This is a genomic window from uncultured Maribacter sp. (assembly GCF_963974015.1).
In the GTDB taxonomy this organism is placed as follows: Bacteria; Bacteroidota; Bacteroidia; order Flavobacteriales; family Flavobacteriaceae; genus Maribacter.
Map to the genome: position 1 here is coordinate 360763 of NZ_CAXBBZ010000001.1, position 17998 is coordinate 378760.

Consider the following 17998-nt stretch of genomic DNA (forward strand, 5'->3'; position numbering starts at 1 on the left):
CATTTTACATTAGCGGCATGAATTTAAAACTTAAAAATTTTAGTATGAGACAAACAAAATTAGTTCTAGTAGTTACCGCTATTTTTCTTGGCGGATTATTGGCAAATGCACAATCAAAAACGCTAACATTTAAAAAAGGAGAAGTTTTGGATATTCTTCTATTTTCAGGTAAGCCAGATTTTTCTAAATTATTCCCCAGATACAAAGAAACCGCATTTACCTTCGCCCTTAAAACAGGGTACCAGCCGCAACCCATTCTTTCCATAGCAGAAACCACCCAAGGAGGTATACAGCCTGCCTCCTTTGTTTTTGGTAAATGGACAAGTGTAAGTGCACGAAAAAAATTCTTGAATGAAATTACTACAGAAGTGCCTGATTTTCATGAACAAAGAAGAGCTATGTGGTCATCATTTCATCTGGCTTATTATGAGATGGAAAAGGATGTTTCTTTTGATTTGAACCCAGAAAAAGCGATTGTGGCGACTGCTTATTGGAAAGACGAGAGTAATGGCTTCATGAACTTTAAAAAAGAGTGGCTTAAAGAAGCCAAGAACAATGGAGGAAAAGTACTGTTAGAATTAAATGATGCAATGTCATCTATAGGTTACATGTATAAACCCGATTATATGGTATTGACAGAATGGAATGATAGAGATGCTTTTGATACTTTCGCCAAAGTAACTAATGAAATGGGCGAAAAAGGAATTCAGAACGTGAATCAATTTATAATAAAGTAACTCATAATGTTGGCAAGCAACTATTGCTTGTCAGCATATTTCCTTATATGAATACATTCGTCAATCAGTTAGCTTATTTTGGCTTTTTCCAAAGCTTTTTCTTGCTATGTGTTTATTTGTTTTCAGCAAAGAATCGAAAAAATATTAATGGCTACATAGCCTTTTTGATTTTTGTTTTATTTATTGGATTAAGCGGTCGTGTTTTATATGTCTCTAAGCTTTTCGAAGAAAATTTTAGGCTAATTACAATTTCAGAATTTGCTATATTACTTTTTGGAGCAACGGTGTTTCTTTTTACCAGATCATCTTTAACGAATCAACGATTTGCAGTAAGAGATTTGGTCCATTACATTCCTGCTATTGCATATATCTTATTTGTGGTATTCTATTTTATGATTCCTTCAGATGAAGTCATCGTTGCTAGAATACGAAGAGGAGAATTATACAGTGTCGTTAACATTTTAGTAGGTATAGGGCTAACATTTAACTGTACTTATTGGTTTTTAAGTTTAAGACAGTTTCTACGATTTAGGAACAACCTTAAAAACGAATTAAGTTACACCTTAAAAACACAATTTTTCCTAAATTTTTTGATTGCTATCGGTGTTTGTCTTTTGGTTTGGATAGGCATGTATTTTATCAGTCTTTTTGGACCCGAAACCATAGAGCAAGAATCACGTAAATTCATTTGGCTAGGAATTGCTTTTATCATTCTTTTTATAGCCTATTATGGAATGATAGTACCAGATGTATTCCGGATCCAATCTTTCAATCTCTCCCAAAAATATAGTCAGTCTAAATTGAGCCATAAAGATTTAGATACATTGAAAACAGAGCTAGAGGACATGATGGCAGACAAAAAACCTTATTTAAACACAAAGTTAATGAAGGCAGAACTGGCCACGATGTTAGGTATTAGCAACCCGGAATTAGCACGTCTCTTGAACGAACGCATAGGCATGAACTTCTTCGATTTTGTCAACTATTATAGAATAAAGGAGTTTATAGCATTGGCTAAAACCGATAAGGCGAAAGAGCTTACTTTTTTTGGTTTAGCGCAAGAGGCGGGTTTTAATTCAAAAACAACTTTTAATAAATCGTTCCGAAGTTTAATGGGTACTTCTCCTTCAGCTTACTTTAGTAAAGAAGTATAGTTATAACAATATTCTTAAAGGGTTTTAAAGAACGCCATCCTATTATATAACTTAAAGGATTCAAATCCCAAATGGAAATCAGTTCTATGAAATGGAGGTTTTATAGAACTGATTCAAAAGGCAGAAAAGCATTTCTTTAAAAGTCCAATTCGTTGTTTATTTTAGTAGTTTCGTTAATTGACCTTTTATAGAACTTAGACTCCTTAATCTAATATTGAAGTTAAAGCAACCAATAGATGTGATACTATTTCAAAAAAAATATTCTGAAATGGGTAAGTTATGTCTTAAAATAAACCCATTTGTATCAAATAATACCAGGTTAATTTAAAACCAGTTTTGCGTGCAAATGAAAAAAGCTTCAAAAGTCAAAAACTCTTGAAGCCCTATAAAAATTGGTGGAGAATACCGGATTCGAACCGGTGACCTCTTGCCTGCCAGTCCGCAATTTAACACTTTTAACAAAATCAAAATTGTATACATTCTACTGATTTTCAGTTATTTAATAAGATTTGTATTCAAATGAATTCATTTGAATACAAATAAAAGTGTGCACAAAGTGTGCATTTTTATTCCTAACTTGAAGTAGTTTAAGCATCAAAAAATGGCTAAAGTTAGGCTCATATTAGATACAAGAAAATCATCGAAAAACGCTATTTCCAAACTTTTTCCGATTGCTTTGCGTGTATTCCATGCTAAGCCTAGAATTATTAGATTACCATATGAAACTTCAAAAAGTGGCTGGGATTCCAACTCAATTTCTTTAAAGCGGTCCGTTTTGGTTAATAAGGGCTTAGACTGCTCAAAAATCAATTATATACTTTATAATAAACTTCACGATGCCCGTAGCTTAATAAATGAGCTGGGTGATGCCATTCAATATTTGGACGTAGACACATTGGTTGAAGAAATCAAAAAGAAGTGGGAAAACCAGATAAGTCCAGAACTTAAAAGTAAGATGTCTAACGGATTGATGTTAACAGATTGGGGCCAAGTAATTATCGATAGAAAACTTAAATCCAATAAGCCAAGCTCAGCAGAATGGTATAAGAGCGGGATAAAAGCATTTATTAAATTTAATAATAACAAGGATCTCAGGTTAGATCAACTCAATGTGACCATGCTCAAGGACTATCAAATACATAAAGAGTCTGAAGGAGTGAAACCAAATAGTATTAGCTCCGTTCTAAGGGCGATTAGAGCCATTTACAATGCAGCTATTAACGAAGATAGAATAGAAGTGGCCAAGAATCCTTTTCATCGCTATAAAATCCCTTCTTCCAACCAAACAAAGAAAAGAGCGATTTCCAAAGATGACTTTCTAAATATTCGAAAATTAAACTACGAAAAGGGGTCCGCCTTATGGCATACTAAAAACTATGCCCTTATTATGTTCAATTGTCGAGGAATGAATTTGATAGATTTAGTAAAACTTAAAAAATCAAATGTTCGCCTAGAGAGAATATTTTATGGAAGAAGTAAAACTGGTGATCCTTTATCGGTTAAGTTGACCACCGAGTTGAAGGAAATTCTAGGTCATTATTTAGAAAACAAAAAAGATGATGATTTTCTATTCCCGTCGAATTATGACGGTAGCACAGCTAAATATGAAAAGTATAAGACCATTAGGAGAAGGGTAAACGAAAGGCTAAAGATAATTGCGGTAGATGCTGGGATTGAGCAACATTTTACAACCTATGCAATTCGTCATTCTTGGGCTACGATTGCAAAATTCATGGGTATTTCTACCGCTATCATTAGTGAAGGTCTAGGGCATAGTTCTTTAAAAACAACCGAAATCTACTTGAAACGTTTTGACAATGACACTTTGGACGAAGCTAACGAAAGAATTGTGGCTTAGGAGAATCATCCCAAATCTTACCATAACTTACTTGCGCATGGATCCTGTTTCGATTTTATAGTGTTCCGGTAGATAAGCGTAAAGTAAAATCGAAATAGGGCGCAAGCTACTTTTGATTTGGAACTCTTTCTTTTCGATTCATATTACTTTGCGACCATCGGGAGTAAAGCGAGTTTGTTTTTGTGGCAACAAAGACACATCTCGCGCTTCCTGACCAAACCCATTTTGAGTGCCAGATCGCCGATATAACTTTTGGTCTTCCATGACCCCTATTTCACCGTAACTTTTATAGTTCCGGGGCTAATTTTCCATCTTATAATATTTTTTAAATGCTGATGAAGAAAAAAATAAATTCTTCTCTAGTACTAATTGTATAAAGTAGATTTCTATTACATCGACTTTTTTAAACCGAATGTTGAAGATCAAAACGATTTAACGGTCTTTTTTCTTCATCAGCTTATTTTATCCAATTTCACCTACCTTCTTACCTTTTCTAGCAATTATGGGACTTTTGGCTTAGGTTACTTGTTTTTTTGATGTGACCTATGTTACCATTTCGGTAGGATAGGTAATCTTTAGGTAAGATAGATTTATAGAAGTTACCTGAAACGAGGTACAGGTGCCGTTAGCATTCTTCATCCTTAGGTAACTAGGTAGGTGCTATTCCATATTTTTGAAAATTTTAATGGATAGCCTTTATCAAAAAAGCCAGCTTAACCGAATATAATCCAAAAGTCATTGATAACGATTTGCTTTAGTGAACCAATTAATAATGTTGGATGGAGAAAGGTACGAGCTTCTTAGCCAATTTTTTTTCTTTCAATAGCCAATGAGTTTTACACAAATCTTTGATGATATGATGACAATGTCCGCTATAGCCCATAATCATTGCCCTCAAAACGTCATCGATTTATCATCACAGCATCATTCTTTACTATTTCCAAGACTGTTCCGTCATCATTATTTTTTTGATGATAAAATGATGACAGTTTGATGACAGCTTCAGCCTCCGTAAACATTGGGCTTACCCTTCTCTGTCATCATATCATCAAAAAATTTAAAATTAGTAATATGTTTTTTCCTTTCAATAGCAAAACTTAGTGTCTAAAGATGTCTCTTAAAATCTCTAATCTGTACTAAAATGCGAACAACGTATATTCCCTGTTTTGTTGGTTCGTAAAAGATGGTGTGTGCTTTAAAATTAAATCTTTTTAACAGAGGTGCAAATTCAGAAGCGGAACGGCCAAGATCAGGATTTTCGGCGAGAGTTTGCAAGAATTGTAGTAACTCGGTGACATAATCATGTGTTTGTGATTCCCCCCAGGTCTCCAAAGTATAATCTACTATATCGTCGATATCGCCATCTGCCTTTGAGGATAAATTGTAACTAGGCATTTTCCCTAGTTTTACGATTTTTAGCTGCCTCGATAATTTCTTCAACCGATCTATTTTTAGAACTCACCCCGCTATCATAACCTTCCTGTATGGCTGCTTTGGTAGTTATGAATTCCCTATTGCGCTCTTCGTCTAAACGAATTAGATGTCGCATATATTCACTGTCGTTGGCAAAGCCTCCATTTTCAATTTGGAGTTTAATCCATTGCTCTTGGGCCGTGGTGATAGTCAATGATTTTCTAATTGTAGCCATTGTTAAAATTTTAAATCACATACAATATACGCAATTAAACATATTATCAGCACATAAATCATATGATTTTGTCATATCCGGTTGTATATTAGTTGTTGGCAACAATCTAGATTCCTTTCTACAGATTTATTAAGCCCATTATCAAAACTTTTGAGTTTAAGTTTTATTTTATCTTTCAATCCAAACCAGCTATAAGCAAAAAAAAAGAAATACAAAACCATCAATAGCCTAACTAACTGTTTTTCATCTAATTGCTTGAGGTAATTTTTAAGTACGGAAGTTTGAAATAAAGCCATTAATTAATATGTAGTTTAACAATCCTAAAAGTAGGAAATACCACGCTAAATAAACTCAAATGAGTTCCTTTTAGTACAAATAAGACCAATTAATGTTAAATTTTACGTCAAAAGGAAGGAATCTTCAAAAGTGTGCACAAACTGTGCATTGCTAAAAATGAAAAAGCCCTCACATCTGTGAAGGCCCGTGTTTACTGGTGGAGAATACCGGATTCGAACCGGTGACCTCTTGCCTGCCAGGCAAGCGCTCTAGCCAACTGAGCTAATCCCCCGCTTTTTAGAGTGAATCAAAGGAAATACATTTTATTAACCTATCAAAGTACTACTTAATCTTTCTTTACACTTAGCACCAATACCGGTACTGGGGCATAAAACTCCGATTTAGAAATGGTACTTTTCTCCCACAACTTCTTGAAAAAGCCACGTTTTCTTCTAAAAACACATAATAAATCTGGGTGTTGCCCTTGAAAATGTTCCAAAACGCCATGATAGGTAGTTGGGTTCTCTGTAAATGTTAGTTGAGAACTAATATCCATTAATGCCGTATTAATTTTTAAATCATCATCTGTATATCCAGGTGTCTTCACCATTAAAAGATTTACCTTTGACTTATGCTTGTTCTTAATTTCAATTAATGGATCAAGAATTCGCTTTCTCTTTAGAATACCTGATTTAAAGGCTACCAAAATATTTTTAAATGGCTTATATACCGTTCCTTTAGGCACGATCAAAGTTGGAATATTAGTTCTTTTAATAATTGCACCCGAGGTTTGCCCTAAATAATACTCTTCTTGAATATCATTACTTCTAGGTGCCAAAATAATTAGATCAAGACCTATTTCTTTATCAATTTCCCTTAGTCCGTCCTTAAGTTCACCATTAAAGCTTGCAATTTTTATAGATACCTCCTTTGTGTCGACTCGTGCAATAATTTCTTTCAATCGTTCTTTACCACTATCGGCGATTTTTTGGGTAACATTGGTTAACGTACCTGTTTTTCCGGTTACGTTGAAAACCTCCATTACATAAATTTCGGCACCAAAAGCTTCTGCAAAATCTACTGCATATTGTAATGTTTCTGTCGCATTTGTGGAGGTCCCTATTGGAACAAGAATATTCATCATGATAAAAATTGTTGATTATTACTCTAAATTTACGATTTATATAAATCGCTTTTATGATTCAACTGGCAAAGATATCGCAAATACCTGAAATATTAACCATGACCGATGCTTGTAGATTGGCCATGGAAGCAAATGGTATTTACCAATGGACAAAAGAATACCCTTCTAAAAAAGCATTTGAAAATGATATTGAACGCAATGAACTTTATGTACTTCTACATGATAATGAAATAGTAGGATGCATTGTCATTTCCCTTTTTATGGACGAGGAGTATCGTTCGGTAAACTGGCTGACAGAAAACTCCAAAAATTATTACATTCATCGTTTAGGGGTACATCCTAAATACCAAGGACAAGGTTGTGCCCAATGCTTAATGGATTTCGGTGAAAACTTTGCTAGAGAACATAATGCCCAATCTGTTAGGTTAGATACCTTTAGCCAAAACAAGAGAAATCAGAAATTTTACGAGCAACGTGGCTATACTAGATTGGGGGATATCTATTTTCCAAAACAAAGCGAACATCCTTTTCATTGTTATGAACTTGTATTATAGAAACCCACTTTATTGAAGACTTCCGTTAATTTTAAATCTATAAACGCCCTTGCTATTCCGGCAACAATTGCCGGTATTGCTGAACCCTTGTTGTCTATTACAGATACAGCTATTGTAGGCAACATTCCCGTTGACGGATTGGAATCTTTGGCAGCCGCAGGTATTGTTGGTTCATTTCTTTCTATGCTTATCTGGATTCTTGGACAAACCCGTAGTGCCATATCTGCCATAATATCTCAGTATTTAGGTGCTGGAAAATTGGATGAAGTCAAAACCTTACCCGCACAAGCTATTTATCTCAACATTACATTGAGCATTCTTATATTGCTCTCTACCATTTTTGTGATCAAAGAGATTTTTGAATTGCTCAACGCCTCTGGAAAAATATTGGACTATTGCATCAGCTATTACTCCATAAGGGTATGGGGTTTTCCTTTAACCCTCTTCGTTTTCGCTGTTATGGGTGTTTTTAGAGGTTTACAGAATACCTATTGGCCCATGGTGATTGCCATTACAGGAGCTTTACTAAATGTAGTTTTCGATTTTGCATTCGTATATGGCATTGAAGGTATACTTGAACCCATGTATTTAGAAGGCGCAGCTTGGGCGAGTCTACTTGCACAAGCGATTATGGCGTTAATGGCTTTCTACCTACTATTGACCAAAACAGATATTAGTTTGAAACTCAAAATTCCATTACATCCAGAATTGGGAAGATTAGTTATTATGAGCCTTAATCTTTTTGTTAGGGCAATTGCATTGAATACAGCCTTAATATTAGCGGTAAGGGAGGCGGCGGCATTAGGCGATAAATATATTGGCGCACACACAATTGCCATAAATCTTTGGCTATTCTCGGCGTTTTTTATAGATGGCTACGGCGCAGCTGGCAATATTATGGGCGGTAGATTGCTTGGGGAACGAAATTATGATGAACTCTGGTCATTGGTAAAAAAAATTACTAAATATGGACTCATATTAAGTATGGTCATTATGGTTCTGGCTACCATTTTCTACAAACCTTTGGGTAGTTTATTTTCTAACGAAAGTGTAGTGCTATCAGCTTTTTATGGTATTTTCTATATTATAATTCTTGGACTTCCAGTGAATACAATTGCCTTTGTCTTGGACGGAGTTTTTAAGGGTCTTGGTGAGATGAAATATTTAAGAAATACTCTACTGGCGGCCACATTTTTAGGCTTTGTACCCATGCTTTTCTTAGGAAAATACCTTCATTGGGGACTTACAGGAATATGGCTGGCTTTCACCGTATGGATGCTAATAAGAGGTGGAGCGTTAGTGTGGAAGTTTATAAGAAAGTTTAAACCTTTATTGCAAAATCAGTAATTTTGAACTAAACACAATGCTATGGTCACCTCAAGAAAGAATGGAAGTTTATACACACGAATAGTTGGTCAGGTAGCACATGTAGAATTTGGCCACCCAGCAAGCAATTCGTTTGTAGCAGAATTATTGCAAAGACTTACAGATACAATTAATGAGCTATCTGAAAATAAGGGTGTATCAGTAATTCTTTTAAAATCTGAAGGAGAAAAAGCATTTTGTGCAGGCGCTTCTTTCGATGAGCTGTTAGCCATTTCGAACTTAGAAGAGGGCGAAGCCTTTTTTAGCGGTTTTGCCCATGTCATAAACGCTATGCGCAAATGTAAAAAGGTAATCGTAGGTCGTGTTCATGGTAAAACAGTTGGCGGTGGCGTTGGTCTTGCTGCTGCTTGTGACTATGTATATTCTAATGTTGAAGCATCTATTAAACTTTCTGAACTAAGCATCGGTATTGCTCCATTGGTCATAGCACCTGCTGTTGAACGAAAAATAGGCGCAGCTGCTTTGGCAGAATTGTCTCTTGCCCCTGCCGAATGGAAGAGTGCTTATTGGGCAAAAGAAAAAGGCTTGTTTTCAAAAGTATATGATACTGCTCAAGAGATGGATAAGGAATTAGACTTCTTTATTCAAAAGCTAGCAAGTTATAATCCTGATGCATTAACCGAATGGAAGAAAGTTTTGTGGGAAGGTACCGACCATTGGGATATATTATTGACAGATCGTGCAGCGATAACGGGAAAATTAGCCCTTTCTGACTTTACGCGGAATGCCTTGTCAAAATTCAAAAAATAAACAATAACTGAAACAGCTGTTCGTTTTGTTTCTAAATCATAATTATGGAATTCTTTCAAATGTTAAACGGTAATCTCGTTTTCCCTATCCTTGCCCTTTTCGTTTTAGTCATCTATTTTGTAAATAAAGTACGCGCAAAAAGAAAGTATAAAAGGTAAATACGAATCGTAAGCAACTGATACGTATTCACGTATCTACTTAAAAAACATTAATATGTTTCCTAAAGTTACACTGGTAATTCTATCGATATTTCTGGTTGCGTGTCATGACAAAGATGAGCCCACGCAACAAGATTGCACAATGGTTGCTTGCACACAAAATTTTGTCACCCTTACCGTAAGTGTAAAAGATGCATCAGGTGCAGCTATAGTATTAGATAGCTATGAAGTAATCAATGTTGATTCTGGCAAAAACCTGACCGATGATTTCAACGATGAAGAAAATCAGTATTTTAAAGAACAAGGCCTATATCCCATTCTTAGTGATGCTCATAGAGTTGAATATCAAAATTCAACGGCAACACTAACTTTCAAAGGTTATATTTCTAACGAAGAGGTCATAAACGAAGAATTTGTTGTGGGTGCAGACTGTTGCCACGTAAGCTTGATTTCTGGAAATACCGAAATTATTCTAGATTAATTTCTAACGTTTAAATCCTTTTAAACTTTCCCTACCTTTGCCATATAATCACAGGCTATGAGCAGTATTCGTATTACCAAACAATTCAATTTTGAAACAGGTCATGCACTTTATGGTTATGACGGTAAATGTAGAAATGTACACGGTCATAGCTATAAGCTATCCGTAACGGTTATTGGTAAGCCTATTACAGATACCAGTCATGTTAAATTGGGAATGGTGATAGATTTTGGCGATTTAAAAAAAATAGTGAAAGAAGATATCGTAGATATTTTTGATCATGCCACCGTATTCAATAAAAATACACCTCACGTAGAACTGGCTAAAGAATTGACAGATAGAGGGCACAATGTAATTTTAGCAGACTACCAGCCTACAAGTGAAAATATGGTTATCGATTTTGCCGCAAAGATAAAGGCTAGGCTTCCAAAAAATATTTCATTGTTTTCACTTAAGCTACAAGAAACAGATACTTCTTTTGCAGAGTGGTATGCCAGTGATAATTAATTTCATCAAAATTTAACTGCCAACATCGTTTTCATCTACAACTATTGTATTATTTTAAAGGTAATACCTTGATATACAGCAATATAGTGAAGCATCAAATTTACTGGTGGAATCTTGAAAATCTGTTCGATATTGAAAAATCGCCCCGTAGAAGTGAATTTTTAAACAACCTTTAAGCACTGAACTCAACGGTTGGGATGACACCATTCCAGACCAGAAAATAACTAATCTTACTTCGATTATTTCCAAATTAATGATAACAAAGGACCTGATATTTTAGGGGTCTGTGAAGTAGAAAACGAACATGTTATTGAGCTGCTTATAACTTCCATGAGTACCGCTTTAAATAAAAATTATGGGTTTCTTTTATCTGAAGGAGATGACAAACGAGGTATCGATACCGCACTTATTTATGATAAAACCAAGTATGGTCCTGAACAGGTAACTTTTAGCTTTCGTATTATTAAAAGAAATACCACCAGAGATTTATTTCAAGTTCACATAAACACTACAAATGGCAACAAGATTATTTGTATACTTAACCATTGGCCGTCTAGGTCTGGCGGAGAATTAGAAAGTGAACCGTTTAGAATTATGGTAGCGGAAAAACTTATCTTATTGGATCGAAAGAATCTATGAAGAACAGGGTGCAGACACCAATATCCTTCTGATGGGAGATTTTAATGACAATCCATTTAACAAAAGTATTACCCAGTATTTAATGGCGATAAATAATAAAGTATTCGTAAAAAGTAATCGTGTTCGGCTTAAGTACTTTTATAATGTAATGCATCGATTTTTAGATGCACAAATTGGCACCTTCGTATTCGGAAATGAATATAATATGCTCGACCAGTTCATGATCTCTAAAAGCATCTTATCTGAAAAACAGAATTGCCTTTTAATTAAGTACGGTAGCCATTATTTACTACTCAGAACTTACTTCTGGGACGTACCAGAAACCTGTAAAGTTTGGTAGACCCAAATCATCCACATTTAATATAAATGGCTTCAGAGATCACCTCCCCATAAAAATTGTTCTGAACGAAAAAGAGGCTGCAACTTAAATAGACGTACAAAGAACTGCAATCTCTTATTTTGACCTTCGTATCCTCTAGGTAAGCCAAACAGTTATTATATTTACAACCTGATGACGAACATTGAACTTCCGATAGGGAAAAAAGTATATTTTGCTAGCGACAACCATCTAGGCGCGCCTACTATGAAAGATAGTAGATTACGGGAACAAAAATTCGTTCGTTGGTTAGATACGATCAAGTCGGATGCAGGAGTTCTATTTCTTATGGGCGATCTGTTCGATTTTTGGTTTGAATACAAAACCGTAATACCTAAAGGATTTACTAGAACCTTAGGAAAACTTGCCGAACTATCTGATGCGGGAATAGATATCCATTATTTTGTGGGCAATCATGATCTGTGGATGAACGGTTATTTTGAAGAGGAATTGAATATACCGGTATATCATAAACCCCAGCAATATAACATTAATGGCATTTCCTTTTTCATAGGCCATGGTGACGGATTAGGTCCCGATGACAAAGGTTTTAAAAGGATGAAAAAAGTCTTTACTAATCCTGTAGCAAAATGGTTCTTTAAATGGCTACACCCAGATATCGGGGTACGATTGGCTAAGCATTTATCTGTTAGCAACAAATTGATTGGCGGTGACGATGATGCCAAGTTCTTGGGAAATGATAAAGAATGGCTTGTGCAATACGCACATAGAAAATTAGAACTACAACACTATGATCATTTCATTTTTGGTCACAGACATCTTCCATTAGAGATACCATTGAAAGAAAATTCAAAATATACCAACCTTGGAGATTGGATAAATTATTATACCTATGCAGAATTTGACGGAGAAAAACTTTCTTTAAGAGAATTCAAATAATCACTTCATTTTCAACTAACTATCAGTAAAATAATTTATAATCCTTTTCTTTCAAAATAAATTGAAGAGCTCACAACAATAGTTTTATAAAACTAGTACTTCATTATATCTTTACAGTGTTGTAAAGTTTAAATGTTGAGTCCAAATCTTTACAATACCTACAAGTTCCCTCACTTGATGACTCAAATCTTAAGTATTACCTACATTAAAGTACAGCCCCTATTTTAGGGGCTTTTTTTTAATGATATATATTGAAATATCTAACTTTCATGTTCTTCAACATCTTTCTGCAAATCTAGTTTTCTAAAACCAGGTGAAACAATTGCCGTAAGACCAACAGTTAGTAAAGTCATGGTTCCTCCAAATACAACTGCCGTTACCGTTCCCATCAACTTAGCGGTTACTCCACTTTCAAAAGCTCCTAACTCATTAGACGAGCCAACGAACATTGAGTTAACCGACGCAACGCGTCCTCGCATATTATCAGGAGTCTTTAATTGTAATATGGTTTGTCGTATGATCATAGAAACCCCATCTACCGCGCCACTTAAAAACAACGCAATAACCGATAACCAGAAATAGGTTGAAAGGCCGAAAACGATCATGCAAATACCAAAACCAAACACTGCAAATAATAATTTCTTACCTGCATTCTTATGCAAAGGAAAACGTGTAGACCCTAACATGGTAATTGCAGCACCCACCGCTGGTGCAGCTCTTAAAACACCAAAACCTTCTGACCCTACATGTAATATATCTTGTGCAAAAATGGGCAATAAAGCTACTGCGCCACCAAATAAAACGGCAATCATGTCTAGGGTCAACGCTCCTAATATGGCACGCGTTTTAAAAACAAAATTTAGTCCTTCTTTTAAACTTTGAAAAACCGGTTCTCCAATCTTTGGATTAAGAATAGGCTTTTTAGAAATATTGAAAAGTGCCGTTAATGCTAATAAAGAAAACCCAAATATGACACACATAGACCAATGTACACCTATAAAACTAATAGAAAAACCAGCTAAAGCCGGGCCAAGAACTGAGGCCATTTGCCATGTTGTGCTACTCCAAGTAGCGGCATTTGGATATATTTTTTTAGGTACGATTAAAGCTATTAATGAGAAAATAGTCGGCCCTAAAAATGCCCGTACCAAACCACCTAAAAAGACTAAAGCATAAATCCCATAAAGAATAACTTTAGTTTCATAGGTTTCTAAAACAGAAGGCAGGCTTAATATGAATAGTCCAAAACTTATCACAGAAAATCCCAAAATGCACTTCATTAATAAATTTCGTTTTTCTTTCTGATCTACCACATGACCTGCAAAAAGTGCCATACCCACAGCAGGTATAACTTCCATTAAACCAATAATACCTAATGATAGTGGGTCTTTAGTAATGGTGTAGACTTGCCATTCTATGACAATAAACTGCATTGACCATGCAAAAACCATCGCGAAGCGAACTAAAAGAAAAATATTGAATTCCTTGAATCTTAAGGCAGCATAGGGATCATTTCCGCTCATATGATAATCGCTAAATAAACATCAAAGATATTTAATTAATTAGGTGGCATTTCACAATCAAAGAACTAATTAGCGCTTAAAAAATGTAAAAATTGCGATAACCGGTTGAAGTTATTAATTGATGCCAAACTCATCAAAATAGGAATCTAACTCCAATTTAAATAGCGTACCACTTATTAAATCTCTTAGTTCAATAACTTCTTGAAAACTCACTGCAAAGGTTATTTGATGGGCGGGTGAATTTAAAAGCAATGATCTACATTCCCCTTTAACTTTACAGTCTTTACATAAATTACCCTTACAACTCTGTAAAGTATCATTTATACATTTTGAAAAATATTGAAGTTCGTTGGGCATTAGCAGCAAACCAATATCTCTAAAAATCAATTGAACTTTATTCGATTTTTGAGGTTCATCATGTTTCCATTGAAATGCTATACCAAAATCATTTTGGTAAATTCGTCTAATCTCATTCATAACTATCTAACTATTTCATATACATATATGTATCTTATTTAGAATAATTATAAATAACGTGTTTAAATTGTGATTTCTTTTGATTCCCCTTGTGGTCTAAAATGACACTTTCATAATAACCATCACCCGTTGTACTTGGCTCACCAACAATGGTGTACCCATTAACCCTCAACTCATTGGTTAATGAATCTACCTTTTTCTTTTGATCCTAATGAAATGGCCATATGTGCAAAACCTGTATTTATAATATCGAGGTTGGCAGATGTATTTATCTTCGGCCTTTGCATTAATTCTATTCTTGACCCTTCGTTAAAACTTAAAAAATAAGTTATAAAGTTTTTGGTAGGATTAACATATTTTTTTCCCTGTAGCTGTATTGAAATATGTTTCATAAAAAGCACGCATTATTTCTAAATCGGTATCCCAAATAGCAATATGCTCTATTTTCATTTAATATCCTTTAGTTTCAATTGAAGACTAACTGTTCCTTGCCATTCATTCTCATCTAGTGAAAAGACAGCATTGAATGGTTTTCTGCTTGTTACCATTGGTAGTTTATCGCCCATATTAAAACCGATTCCATCAATTTTATAACTGTCTTGCTGTACCACGGAAATCTTTAAATGAGCTGCATTGGCTCCTACCCCTTTTGCATAACCTGTATCTTTTATATTTTCAGCCATAAATACAGGGGACATATTACCAGGACCAAATGGTGCGAACTGTTTCAATATTCTCATTAATTTAGGCGTAAGGTCTTGTAGCGTTATGATCGTATCAATTGTAATTTCTGGGGTGAGTAACTGTGGTTCTATCGTCTCTTTAACTACTTTTTCAAACTGATGTTTAAAATTATGATATTGTTCTTCTAGCAAGGTGAGACCAGCGGCATATTTATGTCCGCCAAATTGTTCGATATAATCAGCGCAACCTTCCAATGCATTGTACACATCAAAACCTTTTACAGACCGTGCCGAAGCTGCTAATTTATTGCCACTTTTGGTAAATACCAAGGTAGGTCGATAATAGGTTTCGATTAATCTTGAAGCTACAATACCTATTACACCCTTATGCCATGATGCATTATACACGACCGATGTAAAGCCTTCTTCTTCATCGTTCTCCTTAATCTGAACCAAAGCTTCTTCAGTAATAGCTTTATCCAATCCTTTTCTATCCGTATTAAACGTTTCAATTTCAGCAGCAAATTTTACTGCTTGAGCCATGTTGGTTTCCGTTAATAGATTTACTGCATATTGACCATGTTTCATTCGTCCCGCAGCATTAATTCTAGGAGCTATGATGAACACAACATCGGTAATGGTCAGCTCTTTTTTGTTCAGCTGATCAATAATGGCTTTAAATCCAATTCTAGGTTGTTGATTAATAACCTGTAGGCCATAAAAAGCTAGAATTCGATTCTCCCCAGTAATTGGAACTATATCTGCCCCAATTGCAGTTGCCACTAAATCAAGATAATAGACTAAATCGTCAATAGTTTCCCCACGGTGAGAGCCTAAGGCCTGAATCAGCTTAAACCCGACACCACAACCACATAATTCATCGTAAGGATATGAACAATCTTGACGTTTTGGATCTAAAACAGCTATTGCATTGGGTAATATTGTACTAGGTCTATGGTGGTCACAAATAATAAAATCTATTCCTTTGTCTTTTGCATAGGCAACCTTTTCAATTGCCTTCACACCACAGTCCAAAGCAATGATCAACGTAAAACCATTATCCTCGGCAAAATCGATTCCTTTATACGATACTCCATACCCTTCTTCATACCGGTCTGGTATATAGGTAGCCACATTGGGATAGTAACTACGCAAATAGGAAGAAACCAAAGCAACGGCCGTCGTACCGTCTACATCATAATCACCAAAAACCAAAATATTTTCACCATTACCAATGGCTTCTTCAATTCTCTTAACGGCTACATCCATATCCTTCATTAAAAAAGGATCGTGAAGCTCGCTTAACTGTGGTCTAAAGAACTTTTTAGCATCTTCGAACGTAGCAATTCCTCGTTGTAAAAGCAGTTGGGCTACCAAATCATCTACCTGAAGTTCATTGGCAAGTACATCAATGTCTTCTTGTTTAGGTTTTGGTTTAATAGTCCAGCGCATTGTTTGTAGTATTCAAGTGTCAAATGGAAGTTCGCAGTTAGCAATTTTATCTCATCATTGCTTTGTGCCTCTCAATGAAGTTATTCGTTATGAAATACAGTCTTTATATCTAACTCAGCAAACTTTCTGAACATTTCCATAACTCCACAATATTTCTCTACGGATAAATCAACTGCCCTTTGAAGCTTTTTCTCATTTAGATTACTACCATGAAAATGGTATTCTATAGTTACTTTATCATAGTACTTTGGATGCTCATCAGTAAGATTTGCAATGGTTTCAATTTGAAAATCATCCACTTCAAGTTTCATTTTCTTAATCAAAGCGGCTACATCCAAACCTGAACAACCTGCAAGCGCAGATAACATTAGTGCCTTAGGTCTATAACCACTTCCGTCACCACCATCTTTCTTAGCGATATCTATTTTTAGGGAATGCCCAGATGGATTATTACTTTCAAAGGCCATGTTGCCCAACCATTTTGTGGTAATATGATTTGTTGTGCTCATAATTTTTTGTTTCTTGTAAGGATACAAAAATACAATAATCTAGGCTGTCATTACTGGCAACGAAATGAACATCGCAACAAATAATTAGATTGATTACCGTCTCAAAATCTTAAAAAAATAACAATGGCATTAGTAACACCGCTTGACCCAAATCATGATCCGGAAACGAAAGAATTGGCCGCTTTTTTCAATGAAACTCTAGGGTTTTGTCCCAATTCAGTATTGACCATGCAGCACAGACCGGCAATTTCAAAAGCCTTTATCAACCTCAACAAAGCGGTTATGGCGAATGAAGGCCGAGTGACCTCTGCTTTAAAAAGAATGATTGCATGGGTGAGCAGTAATGCTACAGGATGTCGATACTGCCAAGCACATGCCATTCGTGCTGCAGAACGTTATGGTGCAGAACAAGAGCAGTTAGATAATATTTGGGAATACAGAACCCATTCGGCATTTTCTGAAGCTGAACGTGCCGCATTAGATTTCTCTTTACAAGCCTCTCAAGTACCCAATGGTGTAGATGCCGAAATAAAAGAACGCCTTTATAAATACTGGAACGAAGGTGAAATTGTAGAAATGCTCGGGGTGATTTCTCTCTTTGGATATCTTAATAGATGGAACGACTCGATGGGAACTTCTATTGAAAAAGGAGCTGTCGATAGTGCCGACCAATACTTAGGAAAACATGGATGGGAAAAAGGGAAGCATGATGGGTCGCAGTATTAGTTAATGGCTGTTGACTTTTGACAAAATAATAAATTTCGCCTTTTCGATCCCGATTGCTAG

The 17998-nt window shown here is 35.4% G+C and carries 19 protein-coding genes and 1 tRNA gene; 12 read left to right on the forward strand and 8 right to left on the reverse strand.

From position 1 onward, the window contains the following. Positions 1 to 44 precede the first annotated feature (44 nt). The 3 genes from AACZ41_RS01580 to AACZ41_RS01590 all read left to right on the forward strand — a co-directional run bounded on the left by AACZ41_RS01580 (position 45) and on the right by AACZ41_RS01590 (position 3749). Complete coding sequence (locus AACZ41_RS01580; protein ID WP_339625819.1) at positions 45 to 737, forward strand: hypothetical protein; 693 nt, start codon at positions 45 to 47, stop codon at positions 735 to 737. Positions 738 to 784: 47 nt separating this feature from the next. Next, positions 785 to 1891 (forward strand): helix-turn-helix domain-containing protein, encoded by a 1107-nt coding sequence (locus tag AACZ41_RS01585; protein WP_339625821.1) that lies wholly within the window; start codon positions 785 to 787, stop codon positions 1889 to 1891. 601 nt (positions 1892 to 2492) lie between these two features. Next, positions 2493 to 3749, forward strand: a complete 1257-nt coding sequence (locus AACZ41_RS01590) for a tyrosine-type recombinase/integrase (RefSeq protein WP_339625825.1) — start codon at positions 2493 to 2495, stop codon at positions 3747 to 3749. 1104 nt (positions 3750 to 4853) lie between these two features. Here AACZ41_RS01590 and AACZ41_RS01595 read toward each other — a convergent pair. The 4 genes from AACZ41_RS01595 to AACZ41_RS01610 form a co-directional block, all read right to left on the reverse strand. Continuing rightward, positions 4854 to 5144: a type II toxin-antitoxin system RelE/ParE family toxin gene (locus tag AACZ41_RS01595; protein ID WP_339625827.1), complete on the reverse strand. Its 291-nt coding sequence runs from the start codon at positions 5142 to 5144 to the stop codon at positions 4854 to 4856. Continuing rightward, positions 5137 to 5397 carry a type II toxin-antitoxin system ParD family antitoxin gene (locus AACZ41_RS01600; RefSeq protein WP_339625829.1) on the reverse strand — a complete coding sequence of 87 codons (261 nt, stop codon included), beginning with the start codon at positions 5395 to 5397 and terminating at the stop codon, positions 5137 to 5139. The genes AACZ41_RS01595 and AACZ41_RS01600 overlap by 8 nt, the downstream gene beginning before the upstream one ends. A 491-nt stretch (positions 5398 to 5888) precedes the next feature. Beyond that, a tRNA-Ala gene (locus AACZ41_RS01605) sits at positions 5889 to 5965 on the reverse strand. Positions 5966 to 6019: 54 nt separating this feature from the next. Beyond that, complete coding sequence (locus AACZ41_RS01610) at positions 6020 to 6817, reverse strand: universal stress protein (RefSeq protein ID WP_339625831.1); 798 nt, start codon at positions 6815 to 6817, stop codon at positions 6020 to 6022. 53 nt (positions 6818 to 6870) lie between these two features. Here AACZ41_RS01610 and AACZ41_RS01615 point away from each other — a divergent pair, with 53 nt between their 5' ends. From AACZ41_RS01615 to AACZ41_RS01650, 8 genes are all read left to right on the forward strand, one after another. Further along, positions 6871 to 7371 (forward strand): GNAT family N-acetyltransferase, encoded by a 501-nt coding sequence (locus tag AACZ41_RS01615; RefSeq protein ID WP_339625833.1) that lies wholly within the window; start codon positions 6871 to 6873, stop codon positions 7369 to 7371. A gap of 12 nt (positions 7372 to 7383) precedes the next feature. Further along, on the forward strand, positions 7384 to 8718 hold the full coding sequence (locus AACZ41_RS01620) for an MATE family efflux transporter (RefSeq protein ID WP_339625835.1): 1335 nt from the start codon (positions 7384 to 7386) through the stop codon (positions 8716 to 8718). A gap of 21 nt (positions 8719 to 8739) precedes the next feature. After that, positions 8740 to 9507 carry an enoyl-CoA hydratase/isomerase family protein gene (locus tag AACZ41_RS01625; RefSeq protein WP_339625837.1) on the forward strand — a complete coding sequence of 256 codons (768 nt, stop codon included), beginning with the start codon at positions 8740 to 8742 and terminating at the stop codon, positions 9505 to 9507. A gap of 213 nt (positions 9508 to 9720) precedes the next feature. Beyond that, positions 9721 to 10146, forward strand: a complete 426-nt coding sequence (locus tag AACZ41_RS01630) for a hypothetical protein (RefSeq protein WP_339625839.1) — start codon at positions 9721 to 9723, stop codon at positions 10144 to 10146. A 57-nt stretch (positions 10147 to 10203) separates the two neighbouring features. Beyond that, entirely contained in the window at positions 10204 to 10653 is a 450-nt protein-coding gene (locus AACZ41_RS01635) for a 6-carboxytetrahydropterin synthase (protein WP_339625841.1), read from the forward strand. Positions 10654 to 10902: 249 nt separating this feature from the next. Then, a complete protein-coding gene (locus AACZ41_RS01640) occupies positions 10903 to 11292 on the forward strand; it encodes a hypothetical protein (protein ID WP_339626938.1) in 390 nt (129 codons plus the stop codon). Next, on the forward strand, positions 11285 to 11632 hold the full coding sequence (locus AACZ41_RS01645; RefSeq protein WP_339626940.1) for a hypothetical protein: 348 nt from the start codon (positions 11285 to 11287) through the stop codon (positions 11630 to 11632). Before AACZ41_RS01640 ends, AACZ41_RS01645 begins: the two co-directional genes overlap by 8 nt. A 171-nt stretch (positions 11633 to 11803) precedes the next feature. Next, positions 11804 to 12568 (forward strand): UDP-2,3-diacylglucosamine diphosphatase, encoded by a 765-nt coding sequence (locus AACZ41_RS01650; RefSeq protein WP_339625843.1) that lies wholly within the window; start codon positions 11804 to 11806, stop codon positions 12566 to 12568. Positions 12569 to 12828: 260 nt separating this feature from the next. Here the strand turns inward: AACZ41_RS01650 and AACZ41_RS01655 are convergent, their stop codons facing one another. From AACZ41_RS01655 to AACZ41_RS01670, 4 genes are all read right to left on the reverse strand, one after another. Further along, the gene (locus AACZ41_RS01655; protein WP_339625845.1) at positions 12829 to 14091 is read right to left on the reverse strand and encodes an MFS transporter; all 1263 of its coding nucleotides are present in this window, start codon (positions 14089 to 14091) and stop codon (positions 12829 to 12831) included. Between the two features lie 114 nt (positions 14092 to 14205). Next, positions 14206 to 14568, reverse strand: coding sequence for a hypothetical protein (locus AACZ41_RS01660; RefSeq protein ID WP_339625847.1), 363 nt, complete (start codon positions 14566 to 14568; stop codon positions 14206 to 14208). 446 nt (positions 14569 to 15014) lie between these two features. Beyond that, positions 15015 to 16703, reverse strand: a complete 1689-nt coding sequence (gene recJ, locus AACZ41_RS01665; protein WP_339625849.1) for a single-stranded-DNA-specific exonuclease RecJ — start codon at positions 16701 to 16703, stop codon at positions 15015 to 15017. A gap of 80 nt (positions 16704 to 16783) precedes the next feature. Beyond that, a complete protein-coding gene (locus AACZ41_RS01670) occupies positions 16784 to 17212 on the reverse strand; it encodes an OsmC family protein (protein ID WP_339625852.1) in 429 nt (142 codons plus the stop codon). A 123-nt stretch (positions 17213 to 17335) separates the two neighbouring features. On the opposite strand from AACZ41_RS01670, the gene AACZ41_RS01675 reads away from it, so the two are divergent. After that, the gene (locus tag AACZ41_RS01675) at positions 17336 to 17938 is read left to right on the forward strand and encodes a carboxymuconolactone decarboxylase family protein (protein WP_339625855.1); all 603 of its coding nucleotides are present in this window, start codon (positions 17336 to 17338) and stop codon (positions 17936 to 17938) included. Positions 17939 to 17998: the final 60 nt, after the last annotated feature.

Bases quoted from the DNA above. Each gene is read 5' to 3' on its own strand.
- AACZ41_RS01675 (WP_339625855.1), top strand. From the start codon at position 17,336: ATGGCATTAGTAACACCGCTTGACCCAAATCATGATCCGGAAACGAAA.
- AACZ41_RS01635 (WP_339625841.1), top strand. From the start codon at position 10,204: ATGAGCAGTATTCGTATTACCAAACAATTCAATTTTGAAACAGGTCAT.
- AACZ41_RS01590 (WP_339625825.1), top strand. From the start codon at position 2,493: ATGGCTAAAGTTAGGCTCATATTAGATACAAGAAAATCATCGAAAAAC.
- AACZ41_RS01630 (WP_339625839.1), top strand. From the start codon at position 9,721: ATGTTTCCTAAAGTTACACTGGTAATTCTATCGATATTTCTGGTTGCG.
- recJ (WP_339625849.1), bottom strand. From the start codon at position 16,703: ATGCGCTGGACTATTAAACCAAAACCTAAACAAGAAGACATTGATGTA.
- AACZ41_RS01595 (WP_339625827.1), bottom strand. From the start codon at position 5,144: ATGCCTAGTTACAATTTATCCTCAAAGGCAGATGGCGATATCGACGAT.
- AACZ41_RS01580 (WP_339625819.1), top strand. From the start codon at position 45: ATGAGACAAACAAAATTAGTTCTAGTAGTTACCGCTATTTTTCTTGGC.
- AACZ41_RS01585 (WP_339625821.1), top strand. From the start codon at position 785: ATGAATACATTCGTCAATCAGTTAGCTTATTTTGGCTTTTTCCAAAGC.
- AACZ41_RS01655 (WP_339625845.1), bottom strand. From the start codon at position 14,091: ATGAGCGGAAATGATCCCTATGCTGCCTTAAGATTCAAGGAATTCAAT.
- AACZ41_RS01625 (WP_339625837.1), top strand. From the start codon at position 8,740: ATGGTCACCTCAAGAAAGAATGGAAGTTTATACACACGAATAGTTGGT.
- AACZ41_RS01670 (WP_339625852.1), bottom strand. From the start codon at position 17,212: ATGAGCACAACAAATCATATTACCACAAAATGGTTGGGCAACATGGCC.
- AACZ41_RS01610 (WP_339625831.1), bottom strand. From the start codon at position 6,817: ATGATGAATATTCTTGTTCCAATAGGGACCTCCACAAATGCGACAGAA.
- AACZ41_RS01615 (WP_339625833.1), top strand. From the start codon at position 6,871: ATGATTCAACTGGCAAAGATATCGCAAATACCTGAAATATTAACCATG.
- AACZ41_RS01600 (WP_339625829.1), bottom strand. From the start codon at position 5,397: ATGGCTACAATTAGAAAATCATTGACTATCACCACGGCCCAAGAGCAA.
- AACZ41_RS01650 (WP_339625843.1), top strand. From the start codon at position 11,804: ATGACGAACATTGAACTTCCGATAGGGAAAAAAGTATATTTTGCTAGC.
- AACZ41_RS01660 (WP_339625847.1), bottom strand. From the start codon at position 14,568: ATGAATGAGATTAGACGAATTTACCAAAATGATTTTGGTATAGCATTT.